Annotated in this window: 22 protein-coding genes; 12 read left to right on the top strand and 10 right to left on the bottom strand. The window is 60.8% G+C overall.

The window, feature by feature from the left end; translation table 11 throughout:
• Window positions 1-17 precede the first annotated feature (17 nt).
• Window positions 18-1,514 carry a glycerol kinase GlpK gene (glpK, locus tag HH303_RS12490; protein WP_169625652.1) on the top strand — a complete coding sequence of 499 codons (1,497 nt, stop codon included), beginning with the start codon at window positions 18-20 and terminating at the stop codon, window positions 1,512-1,514.
• Window positions 1,515-1,554: 40 nt separating this feature from the next.
• Here the strand turns inward: glpK and HH303_RS20300 are convergent, their stop codons facing one another.
• Window positions 1,555-2,892: a methyl-accepting chemotaxis protein gene (locus tag HH303_RS20300; RefSeq protein ID WP_169625651.1), complete on the bottom strand. Its 1,338-nt coding sequence runs from the start codon at window positions 2,890-2,892 to the stop codon at window positions 1,555-1,557.
• A complete protein-coding gene (locus HH303_RS12480) occupies window positions 2,867-3,391 on the bottom strand; it encodes a PAS domain-containing protein (protein WP_169625650.1) in 525 nt (174 codons plus the stop codon). The genes HH303_RS20300 and HH303_RS12480 overlap by 26 nt, the downstream gene beginning before the upstream one ends.
• Before the next feature lie 351 nt (window positions 3,392-3,742).
• On the opposite strand from HH303_RS12480, the gene acs reads away from it, so the two are divergent.
• Window positions 3,743-5,683, top strand: coding sequence for an acetate--CoA ligase (gene acs, locus HH303_RS12475; RefSeq protein ID WP_169625649.1), 1,941 nt, complete (start codon window positions 3,743-3,745; stop codon window positions 5,681-5,683).
• A gap of 75 nt (window positions 5,684-5,758) precedes the next feature.
• Here acs and HH303_RS12470 read toward each other — a convergent pair whose 3' ends face one another.
• Window positions 5,759-6,184: a hypothetical protein gene (locus tag HH303_RS12470; protein WP_169625648.1), complete on the bottom strand. Its 426-nt coding sequence runs from the start codon at window positions 6,182-6,184 to the stop codon at window positions 5,759-5,761.
• 285 nt (window positions 6,185-6,469) lie between these two features.
• Here HH303_RS12470 and HH303_RS12465 point away from each other — a divergent pair, with 285 nt between their 5' ends.
• From HH303_RS12465 to HH303_RS12455, 3 genes are all read left to right on the top strand, one after another.
• On the top strand, window positions 6,470-6,979 hold the full coding sequence (locus tag HH303_RS12465; RefSeq protein ID WP_169625647.1) for a PAS domain-containing protein: 510 nt from the start codon (window positions 6,470-6,472) through the stop codon (window positions 6,977-6,979).
• A 73-nt stretch (window positions 6,980-7,052) separates the two neighbouring features.
• A complete protein-coding gene (locus HH303_RS12460) occupies window positions 7,053-7,547 on the top strand; it encodes a VOC family protein (RefSeq protein ID WP_169625646.1) in 495 nt (164 codons plus the stop codon).
• Complete coding sequence (locus HH303_RS12455) at window positions 7,547-8,080, top strand: GNAT family N-acetyltransferase (RefSeq protein WP_169625645.1); 534 nt, start codon at window positions 7,547-7,549, stop codon at window positions 8,078-8,080. Before HH303_RS12460 ends, HH303_RS12455 begins: the two co-directional genes overlap by 1 nt.
• Window positions 8,081-8,084: 4 nt before the next feature.
• On the opposite strand, the gene HH303_RS12450 is transcribed toward HH303_RS12455, so the two are convergent.
• On the bottom strand, window positions 8,085-9,086 hold the full coding sequence (locus tag HH303_RS12450; RefSeq protein ID WP_169625644.1) for a DMT family transporter: 1,002 nt from the start codon (window positions 9,084-9,086) through the stop codon (window positions 8,085-8,087).
• A gap of 171 nt (window positions 9,087-9,257) precedes the next feature.
• Here HH303_RS12450 and HH303_RS12445 point away from each other — a divergent pair, with 171 nt between their 5' ends.
• Complete coding sequence (locus HH303_RS12445; protein ID WP_169625643.1) at window positions 9,258-11,216, top strand: acetoacetate--CoA ligase; 1,959 nt, start codon at window positions 9,258-9,260, stop codon at window positions 11,214-11,216.
• A gap of 6 nt (window positions 11,217-11,222) precedes the next feature.
• Here HH303_RS12445 and HH303_RS12440 read toward each other — a convergent pair whose 3' ends face one another.
• The 4 genes from HH303_RS12440 to dctP all read right to left on the bottom strand — a co-directional run bounded on the left by HH303_RS12440 (window position 11,223) and on the right by dctP (window position 15,107).
• Window positions 11,223-12,140: an alpha/beta hydrolase gene (locus HH303_RS12440; protein WP_169625642.1), complete on the bottom strand. Its 918-nt coding sequence runs from the start codon at window positions 12,138-12,140 to the stop codon at window positions 11,223-11,225.
• A gap of 95 nt (window positions 12,141-12,235) precedes the next feature.
• Complete coding sequence (locus tag HH303_RS12435) at window positions 12,236-13,543, bottom strand: TRAP transporter large permease (protein ID WP_169625641.1); 1,308 nt, start codon at window positions 13,541-13,543, stop codon at window positions 12,236-12,238.
• A 3-nt stretch (window positions 13,544-13,546) separates the two neighbouring features.
• The gene (locus HH303_RS12430; RefSeq protein WP_169625640.1) at window positions 13,547-14,101 is read right to left on the bottom strand and encodes a TRAP transporter small permease; all 555 of its coding nucleotides are present in this window, start codon (window positions 14,099-14,101) and stop codon (window positions 13,547-13,549) included.
• 1 nt (window position 14,102) lies between these two features.
• Window positions 14,103-15,107 carry a TRAP transporter substrate-binding protein DctP gene (dctP, locus tag HH303_RS12425; RefSeq protein ID WP_169625639.1) on the bottom strand — a complete coding sequence of 335 codons (1,005 nt, stop codon included), beginning with the start codon at window positions 15,105-15,107 and terminating at the stop codon, window positions 14,103-14,105.
• Between the two features lie 208 nt (window positions 15,108-15,315).
• Between dctP and HH303_RS12420 the strand changes: the two genes are divergently transcribed.
• On the top strand, window positions 15,316-15,774 hold the full coding sequence (locus HH303_RS12420; RefSeq protein WP_169625638.1) for a MarR family winged helix-turn-helix transcriptional regulator: 459 nt from the start codon (window positions 15,316-15,318) through the stop codon (window positions 15,772-15,774).
• A gap of 105 nt (window positions 15,775-15,879) precedes the next feature.
• Here HH303_RS12420 and HH303_RS12415 read toward each other — a convergent pair whose 3' ends face one another.
• Window positions 15,880-16,305 carry a VOC family protein gene (locus tag HH303_RS12415; protein ID WP_169625637.1) on the bottom strand — a complete coding sequence of 142 codons (426 nt, stop codon included), beginning with the start codon at window positions 16,303-16,305 and terminating at the stop codon, window positions 15,880-15,882.
• Between the two features lie 68 nt (window positions 16,306-16,373).
• Between HH303_RS12415 and HH303_RS12410 the strand changes: the two genes are divergently transcribed.
• Window positions 16,374-16,991: a TetR/AcrR family transcriptional regulator gene (locus HH303_RS12410; RefSeq protein WP_169625636.1), complete on the top strand. Its 618-nt coding sequence runs from the start codon at window positions 16,374-16,376 to the stop codon at window positions 16,989-16,991.
• 54 nt (window positions 16,992-17,045) lie between these two features.
• Window positions 17,046-18,758 (top strand): sensor histidine kinase, encoded by a 1,713-nt coding sequence (locus HH303_RS12405; RefSeq protein ID WP_169625635.1) that lies wholly within the window; start codon window positions 17,046-17,048, stop codon window positions 18,756-18,758.
• Window positions 18,759-18,776: 18 nt separating this feature from the next.
• On the opposite strand, the gene HH303_RS12400 is transcribed toward HH303_RS12405, so the two are convergent.
• Window positions 18,777-19,613, bottom strand: coding sequence for a pirin family protein (locus tag HH303_RS12400; protein WP_169625634.1), 837 nt, complete (start codon window positions 19,611-19,613; stop codon window positions 18,777-18,779).
• Between the two features lie 303 nt (window positions 19,614-19,916).
• Here HH303_RS12400 and HH303_RS12395 point away from each other — a divergent pair, with 303 nt between their 5' ends.
• The 3 genes from HH303_RS12395 to HH303_RS12385 all read left to right on the top strand — a co-directional run bounded on the left by HH303_RS12395 (window position 19,917) and on the right by HH303_RS12385 (window position 23,261).
• Window positions 19,917-21,044, top strand: a complete 1,128-nt coding sequence (locus HH303_RS12395; RefSeq protein ID WP_169625633.1) for an extracellular solute-binding protein — start codon at window positions 19,917-19,919, stop codon at window positions 21,042-21,044.
• A gap of 107 nt (window positions 21,045-21,151) precedes the next feature.
• Window positions 21,152-22,234 carry an ABC transporter ATP-binding protein gene (locus HH303_RS12390; RefSeq protein ID WP_169625632.1) on the top strand — a complete coding sequence of 361 codons (1,083 nt, stop codon included), beginning with the start codon at window positions 21,152-21,154 and terminating at the stop codon, window positions 22,232-22,234.
• On the top strand, window positions 22,227-23,261 hold the full coding sequence (locus HH303_RS12385; RefSeq protein ID WP_169625631.1) for an ABC transporter permease: 1,035 nt from the start codon (window positions 22,227-22,229) through the stop codon (window positions 23,259-23,261). The genes HH303_RS12390 and HH303_RS12385 overlap by 8 nt, the downstream gene beginning before the upstream one ends.
• Window positions 23,262-23,291: the final 30 nt, after the last annotated feature.

Raw genomic sequence — 23,291 nt, 5'->3', positions numbered from 1 at the left:
CCCATGGCGGGGATTCTATGACAGGGCCGATTTTGGCCCTGGATCAGGGAACGACATCGACACGCTCGCTGGTCTTTGACGGCGACTATCGGCTGATCGGCACGGGCCAGCAGGAATTCGCGCAGCATTTCCCGAATTCAGGCTATGTCGAACACGAAGCGGACGATCTGATCCGCACATCGATCGACACGATGCGTCAAGCCCTGACCGATGCCGGCGTGGAAGCTTCCGCGCTCGGCGGAATCGGCATCACCAATCAGCGGGAAACCACCGTCGTCTGGGATCGGGAAACCGGCAAGGCGTTGCATCGCGCCATCGTGTGGCAGGACCGCCGCACGGCGGAAACCTGCGCGACCCTGCGCGCCGAGGGGGTCGAGGCGGAGGTCACCGCGAAGACCGGGCTGTTGCTCGACCCGTATTTCTCCGCGACCAAGGCCTCTTGGATTCTGGATCACGTGGACGGTGCGCGGGAAAAGGCGGCGGCGGGAAAGCTCGCCTTCGGCACGGTGGACAGCTGGGTTATCTGGCATCTGACAGGCGGCACGGTCCATGCGACCGACGCGACCAACGCCTCGCGCACCAATCTGTTCGACATTCACCGCCAGGACTGGGACGACGATCTGCTGCGGCTGTTCCGGGTCCCGCGGTCCATGATGCCGGATGTGTTGGACAGCGCCGCCGAATTCGGCACGACCCTGCCGGAGATCCTGGGCGTGCCGGTGCCGATCCGCGGTGTCGCGGGGGATCAGCAAGCCGCCGTCATGGGCCAGGCCTGCTTCACCCCCGGATCGATGAAATCGACCTATGGCACCGGCTGTTTCGCCCTGTTGAATACCGGGGAAACCGCCTGCGCCTCGCAAAACCGCCTGCTGACCACGGTCGCCTATCGCCTGAATGGGGTGCCGACCTATGCCCTGGAAGGGTCGATCTTCGTTGCCGGGGCCGCCGTGCAATGGCTGCGCGACGGGTTGGGCCTCATCGAACGATCGGATCAGGTCGGCGATCTGGCGCGGCAACGCGACCCTAACCAGGCCGTCTATCTGGTTCCGGCCTTTACCGGTCTGGGCGCACCGCATTGGGATGCGGAGGCGCGCGGCGCGCTATACGGACTGACCCGGGCGACCGGCCCGGCGGAGCTTGCCTGGGCCGCGCTGGAATCCGTCGCCTTCCAAACCGGCGACCTGTTGGACGCCATGCATGGCGATTGGCCGGAATCGGAAGGGGCGGAAACCGTCCTGCGCGTCGATGGCGGCATGACGGCCAGCGACCTTGTCCTGCAACAGATCGCGGACATCCTGGACGCGCCGGTCGACCGACCGCAGGTGCTGGAAACGACGGCCCTGGGCGCGGCGTGGCTGGCCGGACGGCAGGCCGGCATCTGGCCCGGCCGCGACGGTTTCGCAAAAAGCTGGCGTCTGGACCACCGGTTCGAACCGACGATGGATGCCGAAACCCGAAAGCGCCGCAAGGCTGGCTGGCGCGATGCCGTACGCCGCACCCTAACGGCGGGCTAACGCGGAAAGGCGGGCTAACGCGGGAAAGACAGTCGCCGGCTCAGCCGCCGCGCATGGTCTTCAGGAAGGTATCGACCGATGCGCCCAGACGGTCTGCTTGGGTCGACAATTCGCTTGCGGCGTCCAGGACATCGTTCGCGGCACGCCCGGTTTCTTCCGCGCTGACGCTGACTTCCGACACGGTTTCGGACACTTCGCGCGTACCGTGGGCGGCTTCCTGGACATTGCGGGCGATCTCGCTGGTCGCCGCGCTTTGCTCCTCGACCGCCGCGGAAATCGTCGTCGCGATATCCCGCACTTCCTGAATAACCTCGGCGATGCGTTCGATGGCGCCGACCGCCGAGCCGGTCGCGGATTGCATCTGTGCGACCTGGGCGGTGATTTCCTCCGTCGCATTGGCGGTCTGATTGGCCAGGTTTTTCACCTCGTTCGCCACGACGGCAAAGCCTTTGCCCGCCTCACCCGCACGGGCGGCCTCGATCGTCGCGTTCAGCGCCAGAAGGTTGGTCTGGTTCGCGATATCGGCGATCAGGCTGACCACGTCGCCGATATGATCTGCCGCCTGTTTCAGGCCGCCGACCTCCGCCGTCGCTTCCTCCGCCACGGTGACCGCACGTTGGGCGGCCTCGTTCGAATGACCGACGGATCGGGTGATTTCCTGAACCGACGCCGCCAATTCCTCAGCCGCCGCGGCAACGGTTTCGACATTGCTCGTGGCGCCCTCCGCCGTCGATCGGACGCTGCCCGTCTTGCGCCCGACATCGGCGGCATGATGACTCATCCCCGCCGCGGTGGATTTCATCTGTGTCGCCGAGGAGGCCAGCACATCGACGACACCCTTCACGCCGGATTCAAATTCGTCCGCCATGGAACGAACCTTGCCGTCGCGGCCTTGCATGAATTCCACGGCGGAATTGATGGAATGCGCCGATCGACGGTATTCGCCCGGCATGCCGCGCAAAAGAATGCGGCGGAAATATTTCCCCTTGGACACATGATTCAGAGAGGCCTCCGCCTCGCGCACGAAGGCGTCGGTCACATCGATCATATGATTGATCTGGCGCGCCAGAGTGCCGATCCGACCGGCATCGGGCATCGGGATCACACGCGCTTCCATATCGCCCAGCCCGACCTGTCGGCAGACAGCCGAAATCCGGCCAATGTCTCGACCGGCCTTGACCACGACCATGATCGAATAGACGACCGGCAAGACCCCGACCAAGGTTATGCCCGCGCCTACAGTGTGATCGACGAGGAACCCGACCAGCGTACCGACGACAACCACGGCGGCGCCGATCGCGGCGGTCCATTGCGCCTGCCAGAGCAAACCGCGCCGAGCGGCCCGCCGTCGTTCAGAGTGTGAAGACGAACTCTTCATAGGCCATCCCCGTGTTTTTGATTGTATCGACCATGACGGCAAAGGCGGCGTTCATACCTTCCTTCGCATTTGCATGGCGTTGTTCTTCGGCAAGCAGCGCCTGATAGATCGGTTCGATCTTCGCCAGAGCCTCACGCGTCGGCACCCGCCGATTGGAGTGATAGCTGATAACCTCACCCTTGTCGTTCAGGCTGGGGGTGACATGGGCGAAAACCCAATAATGATCGCCGTATTTTGTCATGTTCTTCACATAGGCGAAGATTTCCTGACGGGCATGCAGAACATCCCACAGCAACTTGAACACGCAGCGCGGCATATCGGGATGGCGAACGATGGAATGCGGCTGGCCCAGCAACTCGGCTTCCGAATAACCGGCGACATCGATGAACACGTCGTTGGCGTAGGTGATCCGCCCCTTCAGATCGGTCTTCGATACGATGATGCCTTCATCGTCGAAAAAAACCTCCCGCCCCGTCGGCTGTACGGCATATTTCGTCACGGCCGCCTTCCTTTATTAAACGTCCCCACAGATTCCCCACATGTACCTGTTTGTCTATTTACAATAGGTTAACAATGTCCATTCACGGAAGGAAAACATGGCGGCACAGGGTCGCATCCGGAGATTTTTCCATCTGCTGGAATTCGAATCCATCAAACGAGTTGCAATTCAATGCGACGAAGGGTCCAATTGCGATTTGAAGTCTGAAATGGTCGACACTATTCTTGGATAAGAAGCGGACGTTTAGAATCCGCCCGGCGTCGTGACAGCCGGTAACATCCGAACAGCGAAACGCACCGCCTGCCGCATGAAGTGATCGTGTGGGCGGTACTTTGTGAGGGGGAACGCTACATGAGTGCACAGATTTTTCCTGTTCCGACCGAGGTCGCGTCGCGCGCGCTGGTCGACGACGCCAAGTATCAGGAAATGTACGACCGGTCGGTCAAGGACCCGGACGGGTTCTGGGGCGACCACGGCAAGCGGATCGATTGGTTCAAGCCGTATACCAAGGTCAAGAATGTCAGCTACGACCCGCACAACGTTTCCATCAAATGGTACGAAGACGGCACGCTGAACGCCGCCTATAACTGCATTGATCGTCACCTGGAAAAGCGCGGAGACCAGACCGCGATCATTTGGGAAGGTGACGATCCGGCGGACGACGCCAAGATCACCTACCGCGATCTGCACGGCCATGTCTGCCGCCTCGCCAATGTGCTGAAGGCGCGCGGCGTGAAGAAAGGCGACCGGGTCTGCATTTATATGCCGATGATCCCGGAAGCGGCCTATGCCATGCTGGCTTGCGCGCGCATCGGCGCGGTGCATTCCATCGTCTTCGGCGGCTTTTCGCCGGATGCGCTGGCCGGACGCATTCAGGACAGCGATTGCGTCGCCGTCATCACGTCGGATGAAGGCCTGCGCGGCGGCAAGAAAGTCCCCCTGAAAGCCAACGCGGACGAAGCCCTGGCAAACTGCCCGTCGGTCAAGACCTGCGTCGTGGTGAAGCGCACCGGCAGCGCGATCAACTGGGTCGACAACCGGGACATCTGGTACCACGAAGCGACGGAAGCGGCCTCCGCCGACTGCCCGTGCGAGGAAATGAACGCGGAAGACCCGCTGTTCATCCTGTACACCTCCGGCTCGACCGGGAAACCGAAGGGCGTGCTGCACACGACCGGCGGCTACATGGTCTATGCCTCCATGACGCATGAATATGTCTTCGACTATCACGACGGCGATGTCTATTGGTGCACGGCGGATGTCGGCTGGGTCACCGGCCACAGCTATATCGTCTATGGCCCGCTGGCCAACGGGGCGATCTCGCTGATGTTCGAAGGGGTGCCGAGCTATCCCGACGCGTCCCGCTTCTGGCAGGTCTGCGACAAGCACCAAGTCAACACCTTCTACACCGCGCCGACCGCGATTCGCGCACTGATGCGCGAAGGCAACGCCCCGGTGGAGAAGTGCAAGCTGGACAGCCTGCGTCTGCTGGGGTCGGTCGGCGAACCGATCAACCCGGAAGCCTGGATCTGGTATTACGAAGTGGTCGGCAAGAAACGCTGCCCCATCGTCGATACGTGGTGGCAGACGGAAACCGGCGGCATCCTGATCACCCCGCTGCCGGGCGCGACGGCGTTGAAGCCGGGATCGGCGACCCGCCCGTTCTTCGGTGTGCAGCCTGAAATCGTCGACGGCGAAGGCAAGGTCCTGGACGGCGCGACGGAAGGCAATCTGTGCATCAGCGAAAGCTGGCCCGGCCAGATGCGCACCGTCTATGGCGACCACGAACGCTTCGTCCAGACCTATTTCACCACCTATCCCGGCAAGTATTTCACGGGGGACGGCTGCCGCCGCGACGAAGACGGCTATTACTGGATCACGGGCCGCGTCGACGACGTGATCAACGTGTCCGGTCACCGCATGGGCACGGCGGAAGTCGAAAGCGCGTTGGTTCTGCACAAGGATGTCGCCGAAGCCGCCGTGGTCGGCGCGCCGCACGACATCAAGGGTCAGGGCATCTATGCCTATGTCACGCTGAATGTCGGGGTGGAACCGACGGATGCGCTGAAAAAGGAACTGGTGCAGTGGGTGCGCCACGAAATCGGCCCGATCGCCAGCCCGGACTGGCTGCAATGGGCGCCGGGCCTGCCGAAAACCCGGTCGGGCAAGATCATGCGCCGCATCCTGCGCAAGATCGCGGAAGACGAATTCTCCAACCTGGGGGACACCTCCACGCTGGCCGATCCGGGCGTGGTCGACAACCTGATCGATCAGCGTCAAAACCGGAAGTAACCGAACCGGACGTAACAGCCGGCCACACTTGTCGGGACTCGGGAACGGGGGCGCCTTGCGTCCCCGTTCTCAATATCAGGGGCCCGTTGTCAGTTTCAGGAACGTGACGCTGTCGTCCCGGGGGTCGCTGCTCCAGAACAGCGACAGCAAAATCTCGCGGATTCTATCGTCCCGCCCTTCCTCCCAAACGGGTAGGAGCAGACGGTAACAGGTCACGTATTCTTTCTGAAACAGCGTGATCCGATCCACACGCGGCACCTTCCTGGCATAGACGTCCTGCAGGTCCGCCAGGAGAGTCAGCTTATACTTGTCGTCCACGTCCTGCGCGGTACGGCCCGTCCAGTCCTCGCCTGTCTTTTCCACCACGACGGTCCCGTTCAAGACCAATCTGAAATCCGCGCCGTCTCGTTCCGTGCGATAAATGTCGATATGCCCCAACCAGGGCCGCAGGCTGAACGGCGTCAATTGCGCCCGCGTCGGCCTTCCACCGTCGGCGGCCACGCTTTCCCAAAACGACAGCAAGGACCTTAGCCGAGGCGGTGCTTCATCAAGATCGGATACGGGGATGTATTTATTCATGCCAAACTATCGCAGTGCGGGAAACCCGCAGAAAACCGTCACTGAACGAACACTGAATACCATTTGATGCTGTGCCACGCCAAACATTACGGCGCCATGTCGCCATCGATCTGATGTGATTTCTCGGGTTCCGTCGCGTGGCAACTTTCTCTATCCTATTTGACGGGTCAGTATTCTAGGTCCGTCCAGACAGCAGGTTGTATCGCGTTGAATCTTTCAAACGAGTCCAGTTTCGTCTCCTCCGAAAGAATAGGTCGGCTCCGCGGCTATTGGGAATCGCTTTGCGCGCCCGGTGCCTGGCCGACCCGCGGCGATTTGGACCCCGCCGAAATCAAGGACTTGCTGCCCTATATCGTGATAAGCGAGATCGAACTGGAAACCGGGCGGGTCTTCTATCGGCTGGTCGGAACCAAGATCGTCCAGGTCTCCCGCATCGATTTCACCGGCCATTGGCTGGACGAATTCGATATGGCCGCGTCGGAACCCAGCATCTGGCAAAAAGGTTATGACCTGGTCCGCACGACAGGGAGTCCCGTTTACGGCAAGACCCATGTCCCCCTGCGCGACAATGATGTCGAATTCATGCTGCCGGAGGAATTCGGCATGTTCCCCCTTTCCGTCGCCCGGGAAGGCTACATGCAATGTATCGCGCTGGAGGATTTCGGCGAAATCCGGCACATCAACTACGATGCGCTGAAACCGATGCGGCAGAGGTAATCTTTCCGCCCCGAAGGTGTCCAAATCGGAGCGATCCGGTATACTGCTGCAAAACGACCGGGGAAACGACGCCATGATCCAAGGCCTGCATCACAATGCGTATCGCTGTCGCGATTCCGAGGAAACGCGCGGATTCTACGAAGATTTCCTGGGTCTGCCGCTGGCCCATGCCTTCGAAATTCAGGAAACCAAGACCGGTCGCGTGACCCGCGTCCTGCATTCCTTCTACGAAATGCAGGACGGGTCCTTCCTGGCCTTCTTCGAGGTTCCGAATTCCCCCTTCGATTTCAAGGATCAGCACGATTACGACCTGCATATCGCGCTACAGGTCGACCATGCAACGCTGCTGGAAATGTTCGAAAAGGGAAAGGCCGCCGGTCGCGAAACGCGCGGGGTCGCGGATCACGGCTTCATTCAGTCGATCTATTTCCGGGACCCGAACGGATATGTCATCGAATTGACCGCGCCGACGCCCGACGCCCCGGTGATCTTGACAGAAGGCCGCGCCAAGGCCCATTCCGTCCTGGACCATTGGCAACAAACCAAACCCCTGGACGACGCGAAATAATGACCACCGACATCGTCGCGGAAAGCGACCGTCTGATCCTCCGGCCCTGGGGACCGGATGAGCTATCCGTGCTGCACGGTATTCTCAGCCATGCGGAAACCATGAAGCAATGGCCCGCGCCGCTATCCGACGCCTACATTAAATCCTGGCATGATTGGGCACAGGAACTCTGGGCGGAACGGAAGCTGGGCCGCTGGGCCCTGGTTCGGAAATCCGACGGCGCGGTGATCGGCGATTGCGGGCTGGTGCCGATGGAATTGCAGGGATCGGCCTATACCGATCTGGGCTATATCGTGCATGCCGACCATCACGGCCAGGGTTACGGCGAGGAAGCGGCCCGCGCGATCCTGGCCGTCGGACGGGCCCGCGCGGACATCGATCCCCTGGTCATCCATATGGCGGAAGATCACCTGCGGTCGAAGCGGGTCGCGGAAAAGCTGGGCTTTGTGGAGAATTTTCGCTTCGTCCATCCGGAAAACGCCGGAAAGACTCATATCGTCTTCACCGACGGCCTGACGGCTATCCCGCGCTAATGGATCAGTCGGCTTCGGCCGCCGCCGCGGCGGCAATCCGGGCGCGCTTGGCGACCTGCTGTTCGCGCCGGGCGACATAGATCGCTGACGCCGCGATCAACGCGGCGCCGCCCCAAGTATACAGATCCGACACCTGACCGAAGAGCGCATAGCCCAGAACGGCGACGAAGGGCAGGCGCGCGTAGTCGAAGGGCAGCACGATGGATGCATCCGCGACGGAGAAACTGTAGGTCAGCAGGATATGGCTGATCGCGCCCGTCACCCCCATGGCGATGCCGATCACCCAGAACTCCCAGGTCATCGTTTGCCAGACCGTCAAGGCGGGGATGAGCGTCCCGACGGTGAGCCACACATTCGTCCAGAAGACGATCCGGTCCGGCGGTTCGGTGCGTGTCAGAAGCTTGATGATCAAGGCCGCCATGGCCATGAACACTGCCGCCGTGATGGCCCAAAGAAACCCGACATCCAGCGGGATCATCCCCGGCCTCAGAATGATCAGGACGCCGACGAAACCGATGGCGACGGCGCTCCACCGCCTTGCGCGCACGACTTCCCCCAGGATCAGGGCGCTGCCGACCGTCGCGATCAGGGGCGCGGTGAAGCTGATCGCCGTGACTTCGGTCAGCGGCAGCAAGGTAACCGCCGTCATCCAGACGATGACGCCGACGGCGGACGACAGGCCGCGAAAAGTCATCAACCAGAAACGGGTGGGCACCAAGTGACGGAAGCCGTTCCGACGCACCGGCCCGACCAGGATCGGCAGCATGGTGACGGCGGCGAAGAAACTGCGCAGGAAGGAAATCTGCAACGGATCCATACCCAGGCTGGACGCGTATTTCACAAGCGTGTTTAGAGCGGCGAAAAGCGCCGCCGCCCCCGTCATCAGCACAGCGCCCAGAAACGGGTTCCCCGGAGTCTGCGCGCCCGGCCCCGGCCGCTTCCCGTCCGGCCCCAGGACCGTATGTTTCGTTGCTGTCGCGTCGACTTCCGCGATGGGCGGACTCATGCTTCCTATCCAGACATCCGGGCGGCCTGCGAACACAGGTGCACTCGCTTGGCCTTGCCCCCTTACCGTGCTATCCCCTTGCCAGTTTTAAAACAAGCGGATATGCGGCAATACGCCTGTGACGGTTCGGCCAAATCCGTCGCATAAAACCGCCCCGAAGGAGACCCGCCGATGTCCGGAACCCAACCGCTTTGGACGCCCGATGCGCAGCGTGTGGAAGCCAGCAACATTACCCGTTTCCGCAAGCAATGCGCCCAGCGCTGGTCCGTCGACCTGCCGGACTATGACGCGCTGTGGCAATGGTCGGTGGATGCGCCGGAACGGTTCTGGGATTCCTTCTGGGATTTCGCGGGCATCAAGGCGGAAACCAAGGGCGCCCGCGTCATCGCCGACGGCGACAAGATGCCGGGCGCGAAATTCTTCCCGGATGCGAAGTTCAATTTCGCGGAAAACCTGCTGTCCCGCCGCGACGATAGCGACTGCCTCGTCTTCTGGTCGGAAGATAAGGTAAAACGTCGCCTGTCCTGGAATCAGGTCTACGACCTCGTCTCCCGCCTGCGGCAGGCACTGTCGTCGGCGGGCGTCGGTCCCGGCGACCGGGTCGCGGGCTTCGTCCCCAATATGCCGGAAACCATTGTCGCCATGCTGGCCACGGCATCCCTGGGCGCGATTTGGACCAGTTGCTCCCCCGATTTCGGCGAACAGGGCGTTCTCGACCGCTTCGGCCAGTCGGAACCCAAGGTCCTGTTCACCGCCGATGGCTATTTCTACAACGGCAAGACCATCCACAGCCTGCCGCGCGTCGCCGACTTCCTGCCGCAGCTTCCCAGCGTGGAAAAGGTGATCGTCCTGCCGCTGCTGTCCGACGCGCCGGATTGTTCCGCCATGCCGGGCGCGGTATCGCTGACCGACGCCATCGCCCCCTTCGCGGCGGGGGATATCGATTTCCCGCAACTCGACTTCAACACGCCGCTCTACATCATGTATTCGTCGGGCACGACGGGTAAGCCGAAATGCATCACCCACGGCGCGGGCGGCACGCTGCTGACGCAGTGGAAAGAACATCTGATGCATTGCGACGAACGTCCGGGCGACAAGGTGTTCTACTTCACGACCTGCGGCTGGATGATGTGGAACTGGCTGGTCGCCGGTATGGCCTGCGGCTCCACGTTGATGCTCTATGACGGCTCCCCTTTCTATCCGAACGGCAACATCCTGTTCGACTATGCCCAGGCGGAAAAATGGAACGTCTTCGGCACGTCGGCCAAATGGATCGATGCCTGCGCCAAGGCCGGGTTGAAGCCCAAGGAAACCCATGACCTGTCCAGCGTCCGCGCGATCCTGTCCACCGGGTCGCCGCTGGTGCCGGAAAGCTTCGACTATGTCTATCGCGACGTGAAACGGGATGTGCAGCTCAGCTCCATTTCCGGGGGCACGGACATTCTGGGCTGCTTCATGCTGGGCAACCCGGTGAAGCCGGTCTGGCGCGGTGAAATCCAGTCGCCGGGCCTGGGTTTCGCGGTTCAGGTCTTCGATGACGAGGGCAAGCCGGTTCAGGGCGAACAGGGCGAACTGGTCTGTGTAAAGCCCTTCCCGTCCATGCCGCTCGGCTTCTGGGGCGACGATACGGGCGAACGCTACAAGGCCGCCTATTTCGAAAAATACCCGAATATCTGGACCCATGGCGATTTCATCGAACGTACGGACCATAACGGCTTCGTCGTCTATGGCCGGTCGGACGCCACGTTGAACCCCGGCGGCGTGCGCATCGGCACGGCGGAAATCTACCGCCAGGTGGAGGCCTTCCCGGAGGTCCTGGAATCCATCGTCATCGGGCAGACCTGGGACGCGGATACCCGCGTCGTCCTGTTCGTGAAGATGCTGCCGGACCACGCGCTGACCGACGATCTAATCGCGGCGATCAAGACCCGCATCCGCACCAACTGCACCCCGCGTCACGTCCCGGCGAAGGTCATCGCGGTGGCGGATATCCCGCGCACTCGGTCCGGCAAGATCACCGAACTGGCCGTCCGCGACGTTGTACACGGTCGCGCGGTGAAGAATGCGGAAGCCCTGGCCAATCCGGAAGCGCTCGACCTCTACAAGGACCTGCCGGAATTGCAGGACTGACGTTCTTCAATCCTGCAGGAACCCGGTAACGATCTCCTGTACGCGGGGAGAGGTCCGCTCTGCGACCATGAAATGGGCGCCGTTCGCAACGTCGACATAGTGCTTATCCGACGTGCCCAACCCGTCGAGCAGCCGCAAGGCGTCGTCCCGAGTAGAAATGGGGTCCGCCTGACCACGGATCAGCAGGGTCGGCATCGTGACCTGGGCACAATCATATAGCGGCCGACCGTCGAACACGCGATACAGGTCGACCAGGGTCCCGTTGGGGACCTTCAGGCCCGCCGGTCCGTCCGCCCCCCCGCCCGGATTCTCGATATAAGGTGCTATCATGGTCGCCAGCATTCCTTGCGGGCGCCACAGCGACTTGTCGGCAAAGGGGATCTCTTCATCCCAGCGCGCCCGCAACGCGTCGATTGTCACCCAGCGGTATGCGCCAACCGTCTCCTCGATCATCTTCTCTTGGAAGGGCCCGCGAACCGGCGGAAGCCATGTAGGTCTGTAATTCGGCTCCGCATATAGCGGCGCGTATAGAACGAGCCGCCGCACGCGCCCAACGGCGTGTTCCGCCGCGACCATGCCGCAAATCACACTACCCCATGAGCCGCCCAGAAGATCGACCTGCGCTGCCCCTGTCCATTCCCGCACCGCGTCGAGGGCGTCGGAGACATCCGCGACGACATCCGCCGCCCGTGCATAGGCCGGCGAAGAGTCCGGGGGCTCACTGAAACAGGCAGGTCGGCTTGACCCGCCATACCCCCGTAAATCGACCGCGAAGACATGCAGCCCCTGCCGCGCAAGCCTGTCCATGAACGACCAGCCGGGCAATGGGGCATCCCATAAGGCGCTGGCGATCGTGGCACCGTGTACCAGCAATAGCGGCGTGGACGACACCGGGACGCCCTGCGGCGGACGTCGCTCCCGCACATGCAGTCTCAGGCCGGGAGTCGACGACGACGGAATGTCATGGCGTCGCGCGACCGGCCTGTTGTCACCGTATTCCGAGACGGATATCGACATCGTCATAGCAGCGACGGCAAGGCGGTCACCAAGGACGGGAAAACCGCCAGCAGACCGAGCCCGATCACAAAAATCACCACAGCGGGCCACGCGCTGCGATAGATTTCATTCAGCGTCGTGTCCTGGGCGGCCCCCTTGAGCGCAAAGAGCGTGTATCCGAACGGCGGTGTGATGCTGCCTATCGTCAGGTTGATCAGGAACAGCGTCCAGAACCACATGGGATCGAAGCCGTAAGTCCGAATGATCGGTTCGTAGAGGGGAATCGCCAGCAACAGAAACGCGAACTGGTCGATGAACATACACAGGATCAGGGGTACCAGCATCAACACGACCAACATCATCCAGGGGTCGATCGACAACCCACCGACATAGTCGATCAACCCCGCCGTCGCACCGACGAAGGACAATAGCTGCCCGAACAGTTTGGAGCTCGCGACGATCAGCATGATCATGGCGCTGATCCCCACGGCGGAGCGCAAGGAATCCCAAATCAGCTTCAGGGAGAACCGACGGTAGATCACAGCGGTTACCGCCGCCCCGAGAACGCCGGACGCCGCCGCTTCCGAGGGAGTCGCCACACCCAAGATGATCAGTCCCATCACGAAAAAAATCACGATGCCGAAGGGCAGCGTCCCGGCGAGGGCCAGGCATTTTTCCTTGGCGGAGTATTGAGTGCCGACTTCCGTCGCCGGTGCGAGATCCGCCTGCATCCTCACACGCGCGACGACATAAAGACCGATCAGGGACGACATCAGAATTCCCGGTATCAGGCCGGCGATGAGCAATCCCGCAATGGAGACGTTGTTGACCAACGATCCGATAACGATGACCAGCAGGCTCGGCGGGATGATCGGCGCCAGGGACGCACCGCCCAGGATCGTGAAATTCGAGAGGCCCTTGTCGTATCCTTTCGACGTCATTTGCGGCAATAGCGATCGCCCCAACATCGCCGCGACCGCGACCGCGGAACCGGACAAGGCGCTGAACACCGTCGACAGCGCGATCACGAGGAAATAGAGACGTCCGCGCATACGCCCGATCAGCTTGTCCAGCGCGTTGGAAAGAACCTCCACCGAGCCGGACCGGAACAATATTTCGCCCATCAGGATGAACAAGGGAATCGTCACGAAGGTCTCCGACGTGACGGTTTCATAAATGCTGTTGGAAAACAGCCCGAAACCGCGCGGCCCCATGACCAGGAGAACCCCGCCGACATTCGCGACCAGAAAGGCCGCGAAGACCGGCAGTCCGACGGCCATCAAGGCCAGCAATACCCCCAGCGCCAGGGTAAGCGCCCAATACCATTCCATGATCTAAACCTGTCTTTTGTCGTGCCCCATCCGCGTCGGATCCAACGCAAGGGAGAGGAATTGTAGCGCCACCAGGGCGAAGCCGATCGGAATGAAGATCGATATCCACCATTTCGGGACGGCGATGGTGGTCAGCGTCAGAATGTTGGAGTCGAACAGGCGAATCGTGTCCTGCGCCGTGATCCAGGCAACGCCGCCGGAAATCAGCCCGGTCAAGAGCGCGAGGATCGTCTCCATACGGCCCTTAATCCTCTGCGGCATCATTTCGACGAAGATGTTGATCGCGACATGCGTGTTATCGCGCGCCACTTGCGGCGCGGCGAGAAGCAGCGTCGCGCACAGGAAGTAGGTAATCGTGTCGCGAGTCCATAACGTCGGCGACAGGAAGAAATAGCGCAGTGCGATTTCCATGCAGTACAGCGCCGTTATCGCCAAAAGGATCAGCGCGCTGACGCGATAGGCGAAGCTTGTTACCCAATCCAGAACGCGGAAAACCGGTGTCAGGCGGGACGGCAGCCGGGTCTCCCCGGCTGCCTCAATTTTCCGTTCGGCCGACATGTCAACGCGTCATGCCGTGGCTTTTCGCCAATTCCCGCAGCTTGCGCGCGTCGTCGCCGGACACTTCCGCCGCGACTTCCCAGACGCCTTCCGCCCACAGACGCTCGAATTCGTTGCCTTCGGACGGATCGAAGCTGGTCACCTCCATACCGTTGGCGCTCAACCACTCAAATTCGTCCGCCTGCAATTTATCGAAGTGGGATTGGGCCTCGACTTCAATCTCGCGCCCCGCTTCCAACAGAATATTCTGTGTTTTTTCGTCCAGAGCGTTCCAGGAATCGAGATTCATAAAGATCATCACGCCCACCTGGCCGAAGACCGGGTCCGCCATGTATTTGATGATTTCGTTCCATTTCAGGTCTTTGGCCCCTGTCAGGCCCCAGGCCGCGCCATCCACCGTGCCGCGCTGAAGCGCCGTGTAGATTTCGCTGACCGGCATGTTCAGCGGACTGCCGCCGAGCGCCTTGATCATCGGATGATAGGAAACCGTACCGCGAATGATGCGGCCATTTAGACCGGGCACGCCGTCAATCGGCTCCCGCAGGTAATAGCGGAACCCCTTGGTACCGGTCGATGGCGCTGAAATCAGCTTCATCCCGCGCTGCATGTAATGTTGGTCGATATAGTCGATGATGCCGACGTCACGGCGTTTGACCGGATCCACATCGATCGCGTCGATCGCCAGACCGACCGACGTCGTACCGGAATGGTAGGCCGGATGCGTGAACAACAAGTCGAACACGCCGGCTTGCACCGGCTGGAACTGTTCGAAGGTCGGCACGGCGTCGGGACCGGTGAAGCTGATCGTCGTGTCGCCACCGCTCTTTTCCTGCACCATCTCAATGAAGCGCGGACCGATTTCACGATACCAGACGAAATTGGGTGAAAAGCCCGACAACATGCGCAGTTCGGCGGCCTCGACAGGGGCCGGCGCCGATGCGCTCCCCGTCGCGGCGGCAATGGCAAGCGCCGCGGCACTGACGACTTTACGGAAGCTGATCTTCATTTCCTGTTTCCTCCCTTGATGAAAACGCTGATTGGTCTTCTTATGTCGGGGAGTATGGTTCCATATGGAACAATGTCAAGTTCCATATGGAACCATTTTTGTTCAGTATCTGTTGCGGATCGGGTGTCGGCATGGGACCAAATCTGTCCAACACAGAGACGACAAGAAAAGAGAACGAATGACGGAGCCAGCAAATAAACCGGAGCGGATGGAGGCGATCGGAATCCTCGAGGAGAATAAGATCGGGGCTATTTGGCAAATCTGTTTTATCGCCAACAGCTTCATCTTTCCGATCTATGCCAGGTTCGACAGGGAGTACGACCTTTCGCGCATGGAATTCGTCGTGCTGTACGTAACGGCCCATCGGGCGAACACGATGGCGTGGGAAATCTGCGGCATTACCGGCCTACCGAAAAACAACATCAGCCGCGGCGTGCAGAAACTTCAGAAAAAGGGATTGATCACGCGGGTGGCGGATCCGTGCGACGCCAGAAGGTCCTTTCTGAACCTGACGGAAAAGGGGACCGAACTTTACGAGAAACTCATCGCGCTCTATGCCGACCGCGCGGATGCGATACTGTCCCTGCTGGACGACGAGGATCGCGCCGCGCTCGAGATCGTGACCCTAAAACTTTCAAAAAGACTCGCGGCGACGAAACTGTCGTAGCCGCGCTGTGAAGAACGCCGAGGCCCTGGCCAATCCGGTGGCGCGTGAGCTGGACCAGGACCTCGCCGAGCCACGGGACTGAAGCTGCCTGAACCCCACTATTGTTCAGGTTGCCGCGGCACCCGGTGCGTATTGGGCCAGGAATTCTTCCGACGGGGGAATCGGTGTGATGACGTCGATCAACACTCCGTTCGGGTCCCTGGTGATAAAGTGGCGTTGTCCGAACGGTTCGTCACGCAATGCCAAGCAGATCGGCAAGCCGCTTGCCGTCACCGCTTGGTATACGGAATCGACGTCGTCGACTTCGAAATTCAGAATGACCCCGGAAGCTCGTCCCCGTGCCGGTTCGGGGATCGTCTCATGATCGCCCTGAAGAACGGCGATGTTCACCGTCGAATCCTCCCGCGACTGGAGGTGGACATACCAGTCCGCCTCGAAGGCGGGGGTGAAGCGGAAATGATCGCAATAGAACCGAGCCGTTCCGACGACGTCTCCGGTCATGATGACCGGATAGAATTGCGTGCAGCGCATGGATTGCTTTCCCTTTGTCATTTACATACACTTTGCATGTGAATGAAATAAACATACAGGCTGTTTGTATGCAAGAAAAAATCAAAGAACGCCGATCGAACCGCGAACGATCGGAAGACATGCGCGCGAACCTGATCCGAACCGCACGGCATCTGTTCGTGAAGAACGGCTACAATGCAACCGGAACGCCGGAGATCGTATCCGCGGCCTCGGTGACACGCGGTGCTCTCTATCACCATTTCGCGGACAAGGCCGACCTGTTCCGAGCCGTGGTCGTGGCGGAAGCCGAAGCGGTAGCCGCCGAAATAGAAGCAAGCGCCGCGACGGCAACGTCACCTATCGAGGCCCTGGAATACGGCGCCGCGGCCTATTTTAAAGCGATGGCCGTGCCGGGGCGCGCCCATTTGCTGCTTGTCGAGGGTCCCGCCGTCCTCGGGGTCGACACCATGGCGGAGATTGATCGGGTTACGGGCGGCGGCACTCTCAAGGCCGGGCTTGCGGCGGCGGCGCAATCGGCGGGCGATGACTTTCTCGCCATTGAGGAGGCGGCGGTATTGTTGTCGGCGGTCTTCGACCGGGCAGCCTATGCCATTGCCCAAGGCGGCGATACCGACCGGTATCGGCAAGTCGTCCGCCGTCTATTGAACGGCCTGTTCACGTCTGGCGTTCGAACGCCTGAAAACTAACTATTCTTTAAGACCCGATATGGTATCTGGAACCATCGAATTCGGGTCGGATAGATGATTACATCGCTGACGCACGGCGTCGCGCTTCTCTTGGCGCTCAGCCTGCTGAACTACTTTATCGTGCGGCAATGGCCAAACCAACAGATCGTCGGACGCGTGGCGTCCGGTATCCTGTTCGGTGCTATCTGTGTCATCGGCATGATGTCGCCGCTGCAATTCGCGAATGGTGTCATCTTCGACGCCCGCACGGTCATCGTTTCCATGGCGGCCCTATTCGGCGGCCCGGTCGCCGGGGTCATCGCGACCGCGATCGGCGGCACCTATCGCCTCTATCTCGGGGGTAGCGGGGCGCTGGTCGGTGTTGTCTCGATTTCAACGGCAATGGGCATCGGTCTCGCCTTCCACACATTGCGTCGGCGAGGGATCGTGTCCGCCAGATGGTATGTTTTTCTGGCCATGGGCTTCCTCATCCACGCCCTGTGCGTTTTGGAATTCATGCTGTTCCTGCCGACGGATGTCGTTCAATCCATCCTGGACCGGCTGGCGGTGCCCTACATCCTGATTTTCACACCGGGAACGGCGGTTCTGGGCATGCTGCTGCTGGATACGGAACAGCGGCTGCGCACGGAAGCCTTGCTGCATGAAAAGTCCGACCTTCTGGACACGATCTTGTCGGCCATGTCGGACGCCGTCAGCGTTATGGACAAGAATCTGAACCTGATCGCCGCGAACCAGCAATTCTTCGATCTTCTGGGGTTCCCTCGCGACCAGTTCGGTCTGGGGTCGAACATGGCCGATTTCTTCCGGTACAATGCGGAAAAGGGCGAATACGGCATCGGTGATGTCGAAGAAATGGTGCAGAAACGCATCGAGTTGTCGAAACGGTTCGAACCCCATCGCTTTGAACGGGTCCGGCCGGACGGCACCGTGATTTCGGTACAGGGCAATCCGCTGCCGGAGGGCGGTTTCGTCACCATCTATTCCGACGTGACGCGGCAAAAGACCGGGGAACGCGCCCTGCAAAAGGCGAAGGAAGACGCCGAACGGGCCAGCGCATCCAAATCCCAATTCCTGGCGCATATGAGCCATGAGCTGCGCACGCCGCTGAATTCCATCATCGGGTTCTCGGAGATCATGACCGAAGAGATTCTGGGCAAGATGAACCAGCCGAAATATCTGGAATATGCAAAGGACATCCGGCGGTCCGGTCTACACCTTCTGAACCTGATCAACGACGTTCTGGATCTGACCAAGATCGATGCGGGGCGGCAGACCGTTGAGGAATCGGAGATCGACCTCGCGCAGATTCTGCAATCATGCCTGCGCATGATCCAGGGCACGAAGAACACGGCCTTCTTGAACTTCGAATTCCACGTCCCTAAATCTCTGCCCCATATCCGAGCCGATGAGCGCCTGATCAAGCAGATCGTCCTGAACCTTCTGTCCAACAGCGCGAAATACAATGTGCCGGGCGGCAAGATCATCGTTTCCGCAGGAATCGACGGCGAGAACCGGGTTCGCTTCACCGTGGCCGATACCGGGGTCGGCATCGCGCCGGAGGATATTCCAAAGGTGCAGGAACCCTTCGGTCAGGCCCGGTCGGATTCCATGCGCGCGCATGAAGGAACCGGCCTGGGCCTGTCGCTGTCCAAGAAGCTGACGGAATTGCACGACGGGACCCTGACCATCGAAAGCACGCTGGGCAAGGGCACCGCCGTTACGGTCACCCTGCCCGCCGCACGCACAATTCGTCCTGCCGGAAAATAGGGACCGGCGATGTCGGGATCAGGCGGTCAACCGGCCTGTCTGGTAATCCTGAACCGCCTGGATCAGTTCGTCGCGGGTGTTCATGACGAAAGGACCATAGCGGGCGACCGGCTCGTTGATCGGGCGGCCCTCGCCATAGAATAGGGCCGCGCCCTGATTCCCGGCGGTGACCTTGATCGTGCCCTTGCCGTGCAATTGGGCCAGCGACGGTGCCTTGGCCACGATCTCGCGGGACAGGTTGTCCTGGCCGGTGACGGACCCTTCATAGATACAGAAGAATGCGTTGTAGCCGTCGGGCGCGGTCAGTTCGATTTCGGTGCCGGGGTCGGCATTGATCCGAAGCAGGCGGATCGGCGTATGCGTGCCCGCCGCCCCGTCAGTCCCGTCATAGGACCCGGCAATGACGCGCACGGTCAGACCGTCCTTTTCCACGACGGCGATCTTGTCATTCGTCAGGTCCTGGTAGCCCGCGGGAACCATCTTGTCCTTCGCTGGCAGATTGACCCAAAGCTGGAACCCGCGCATGCGGCCTTCGATCTGTTCCGGCATTTCGGAATGGACGATGCCCCGCCCCGCCGTCATCCACTGCACGTCGCCGGGACCGATCAGCCCCGCGCCACCGGTGGAATCCTTGTGGCGCAACTGACCGTCGATCATCACCGTCACGGTTTCGAAACCGCGATGCGGATGGTCCGGGAAGCCGCCGATATAGGCGTCCGGATCGTCGCTGTCGAACCGATCCAGCATCAGAAAGGGATCGATCATCTCCAACTGTGGGGTGCCGATCATACGGGTCAGCCGGACCCCATCCCCGTCGGCGGTTTCCATGCCGTCAAATACGCGGGCGATATACATGGCGCGTCCTCATTGTGTTCACTGTGACAGATATGGCAGCGAATTTCCGAAACAAAAGCCCTTTTCAGGAAACAATCCGTTGCAGCCGCTCTACGGGAAAAGCGCTCCGTCACGAACTTGCAACGCAGACGACACCATAGCGTCAACGAGCGGGAGTATGGAAACGCCCCAGGCATAGGCGGTCCCATCGGGTATTCCATCCGCGGGTTCCGCCGATCCGCCGATAGGTCTGTACGACAGAATCAATAACCGACATACGGGCGGCCGTTCGCCGCCTCATTCGATCAGAAAAGGGGTCCATCCATGTCCGTTTCACGCCGTTTCGTGCTGAAGAGCACCGCCGCTGCCGCCGCGACCGCCGTCGCCGCGCCGGCCATCCTGCGCGCCCATGACGCGCTGGCCTCCTCCGGCCAGGTCGATGTCTTCGCCTGGGGCGACTATTTCAAGGACAACATGATCCAGAAATTCGAATCCGACACGGGCATCAAGGTGAACCTGTCGACCTTCGGTTCGAACGACGAAGCCGAAAACAAACTGCGTGCCGCCGGCGGCAAGGGCTTCGACGTCATTTTCCCGTCGATCACCAACGGTGCGAACTACTATCCGGACAACCTTCTGGCCCCGCTGGACGAAAGCAAGGTGAAGATGGACGCGATCATCCCGTCGATGGTCCGCGATTCGATCAACCTGGGCGCCACCTATCGCGGCAAGCGGTACCTGCTGCCGTTCGATTGGGGCACCGAGGCGATCACCTTCGACAGTTCCAAATTCGATCTGGCCGACGCCGACGTTTCCTTCGGCACCATGTGGTCGCCGGAAGCGAAGGGCGCCGCCGCCTTCCGTCAGAAGTCGGTCATCATGGGCGTCGCGATCTACCTCGACTCCACCGGCGACGTGCCGTCCAACCGCGCGCTGGACATCTACAAGTCCGAAGACGACGCGCGCCGCATCTGGGACGCCTGCACGAAATTCATCATTGAGCGTAAGGAAAACATCGCGGCCTTCTGGAACAACGCGACCGAAGCCACGGCGGCCTATACCGACGCCGGCGCCACGATCGGCCAGACCTGGGACACGACGGGCCTGCTGCTGAACCGCGAAGACGCGAAATACAAGTACCGCATGCCGAAAGAAGGCGGCATCACCTGGATGGATTCCATGGGCGTGTGCTCCGGCGCGGCCAACGTGGAACAGGCCTATGCCCTCATCAACGCGCTGCTGGATCCGGAAATGGCCGGCATGTTCGCCGCCAACACCGGCTACAACTCCGCCGTCAAGGGCGCGGGCGACTTCGCCGGTGAAGAATACAAAAAGCAGTTCAACGAAGTTTATTCCGAAGAAGCGCTGGCGAATCTTTGGTGGTGGCAGGCGGATACGCCGTATTTCGCGCCGCTGCGTCAGGAATATGTCGAGAAGATCACCAACGCCTGATCTTCATAAGGTCGGTGGGCCGGGCGGATGGGAAATGCCGCCCGGCCTTCCGCTTTTCATATCGGACCGATTCATCAGGTAACCATTTCAGCACTATGGGGGATGCGATGCGGGGCAAGGACGTACAGTTGCGCGACGTGGTGATGCGGTTCGGAAGCTTCACCGCCGTTCAGAAAACCAACCTGACCATCGAGGCGGGGGAATTCTTTTCCATCCTGGGGCCGTCCGGCTGCGGCAAGACGACGATCCTGCGCATGGTGTCCGGGTTCATGGAACCGACGGAAGGCAGCATCCTGATCGGCGGGGACGACATGCGCGGCCTGGGCCCGGCGAAACGGCCCACCGCCCTGATATTCCAAAACCTCGCCCTGTTCCCGTTGATGAGCAATTGGGAAAACGTGGCGTTCGGCCTGGAAGCGCGCGGCATCGACAAGACCGCCCGGCGCGCCAAGGCCTATGAGCTCCTCTCCATGGTCGGCCTGGAAGGGCATGAGGAGAAAACCCCGGCGGAACTGTCCGGCGGCCAGAAGCAGCGTGTGGCCATCGCCCGCGCGCTCGCCGTCGAACCCGCCGTTCTGTTGCTGGACGAGCCGCTGTCGGCCCTGGATTTGAAACTGCGCCAGCATATGCGCGCGGAATTGAAGGAAATTCAGAACCGGACCGGCGTCACCTTCATCTTCATCACCCACGATCAGGGGGAAGCGCTGACCATGTCCGACCGCATCGCCGTCATGAAGGCGGGCGTCGTCGAACAGGTCGACACGGTCGACAATATCTACGCCAATCCGAAAACGCCTTTCGTCGCAACCTTTGTCGGCGAAAACAACGTGCTGGAAGGCAAGGTCACCCGTGCCGACGCGGAATACGCGGCCATCGAAACCCCCTATGGTGAGGTGCGCGGCCTGAATCAGGACGCGCTGACCGCCGGGGATCGGGCGATGCTGTTCGTCCGGCCGGAGCGCACCGCACTGGTCAACGGCGTGATCCCGGAAAACCATTTCGAAGCGGCCTTCGAACGTCGCGATCTGGAAGGCGCCTATGTGAACCTGTTTTTCCGGGGCAGCGCCGGGCCGATCATCGTGCATCAGCCGAATATCGGCATGCACGGCCATCTGGATGGCAACACCCGGGTCGGGTTCAACGCACGGGACGCGCTGGTCATGCGCGCGGGGGAAGTCGACAATGACTGACCTCCTGCGCAGCTACGGACGCGGCCTGTCCTGGATCTTCGTGAGCCTGACCGCGTTCTGGATTCTGGTCCTGATCGTCCTGCCCCAGGGGTTCATGCTGGAAACCTCCTTATGGGACATCAATCGCGACGACCAGTTGGGGATGAAAATCGACCGAGCCTATTCCGACCTGGGCTTGTTGGAATACGACGTCACCGCCGCGGCGGAAGCCGACAAACCGGCGATTCAGGCGAAGATCGACGCCTTGCAGTCGGAGATCGCCGACCTGGAATCCCAGGAAACGGACCCGCCCCGGGAATACGGCATCCAAAACTACACCAAGATGTCGTCGCTTCATTTCATGATTTTTGTAAAGAGCATCGTCTACGCGTTGATGGTGACGGCGCTGGCGCTGGTCGTGTGTTACCCGATCGCCTTCGCCATCGCCAAGGTCGCGCCGCCGCAACGCGCGGCGCTGATGCTGCTGGGCCTCGTCATTCCCTATGCGATCAACGAGCTTTTGCGGGTCTATGCCTGGCTGATGATCCTCGACTATCAGGGAGTCATCAACAGCGTGCTGATGTGGCTGGGCATGGTCGAATTCGCGGACAAAAGCTGGATTCCCTTCCTGGAATACTCCGGGTCGGTCTTCGTCGCGCTGATTTATGCCTATGTGTTGTTCATGATCTTCCCGATCTACAACACCGTCGATACGCTGGACCGCAATCAGTTGGAAGCGGCGAAGGATTTGGGCGCGTCGACCTTCAAGATTCATTGGCGGATCGTCATCCCGCATGCGAAGCCCGGGATCGCCGTCGGCTGCATCATGACCTTCATGCTGTCCGTCGGGTCCTATTCCGTGCCGCAGATCATGACGCGCGGCAAATCCGGCGACTGGTTTTCGCAATTGATTTACCGGCAGTTCTTCGAGGCACAGAGCTGGAATGTGGGCGCCGCCTATTCCTTCAGTCTGGTCCTGGTCTGCCTGGCCTTCATCCTGATCATGATGAAGGTGTTCAAGGTCGGCATCCGCGATATCGCAAAGTGATTTGGGCAAACTGATTTGGGCGACGGCATA

It is taken from the genome of Pacificispira spongiicola (genome assembly GCF_012926505.1).
Classification (GTDB): Bacteria; Pseudomonadota; Alphaproteobacteria; order UBA8366; family Aestuariispiraceae; genus Pacificispira; species Pacificispira spongiicola.
Note: the sequence above shows the minus strand (reverse complement) of the source record. Positions and strands in the feature narration are given on the sequence as shown.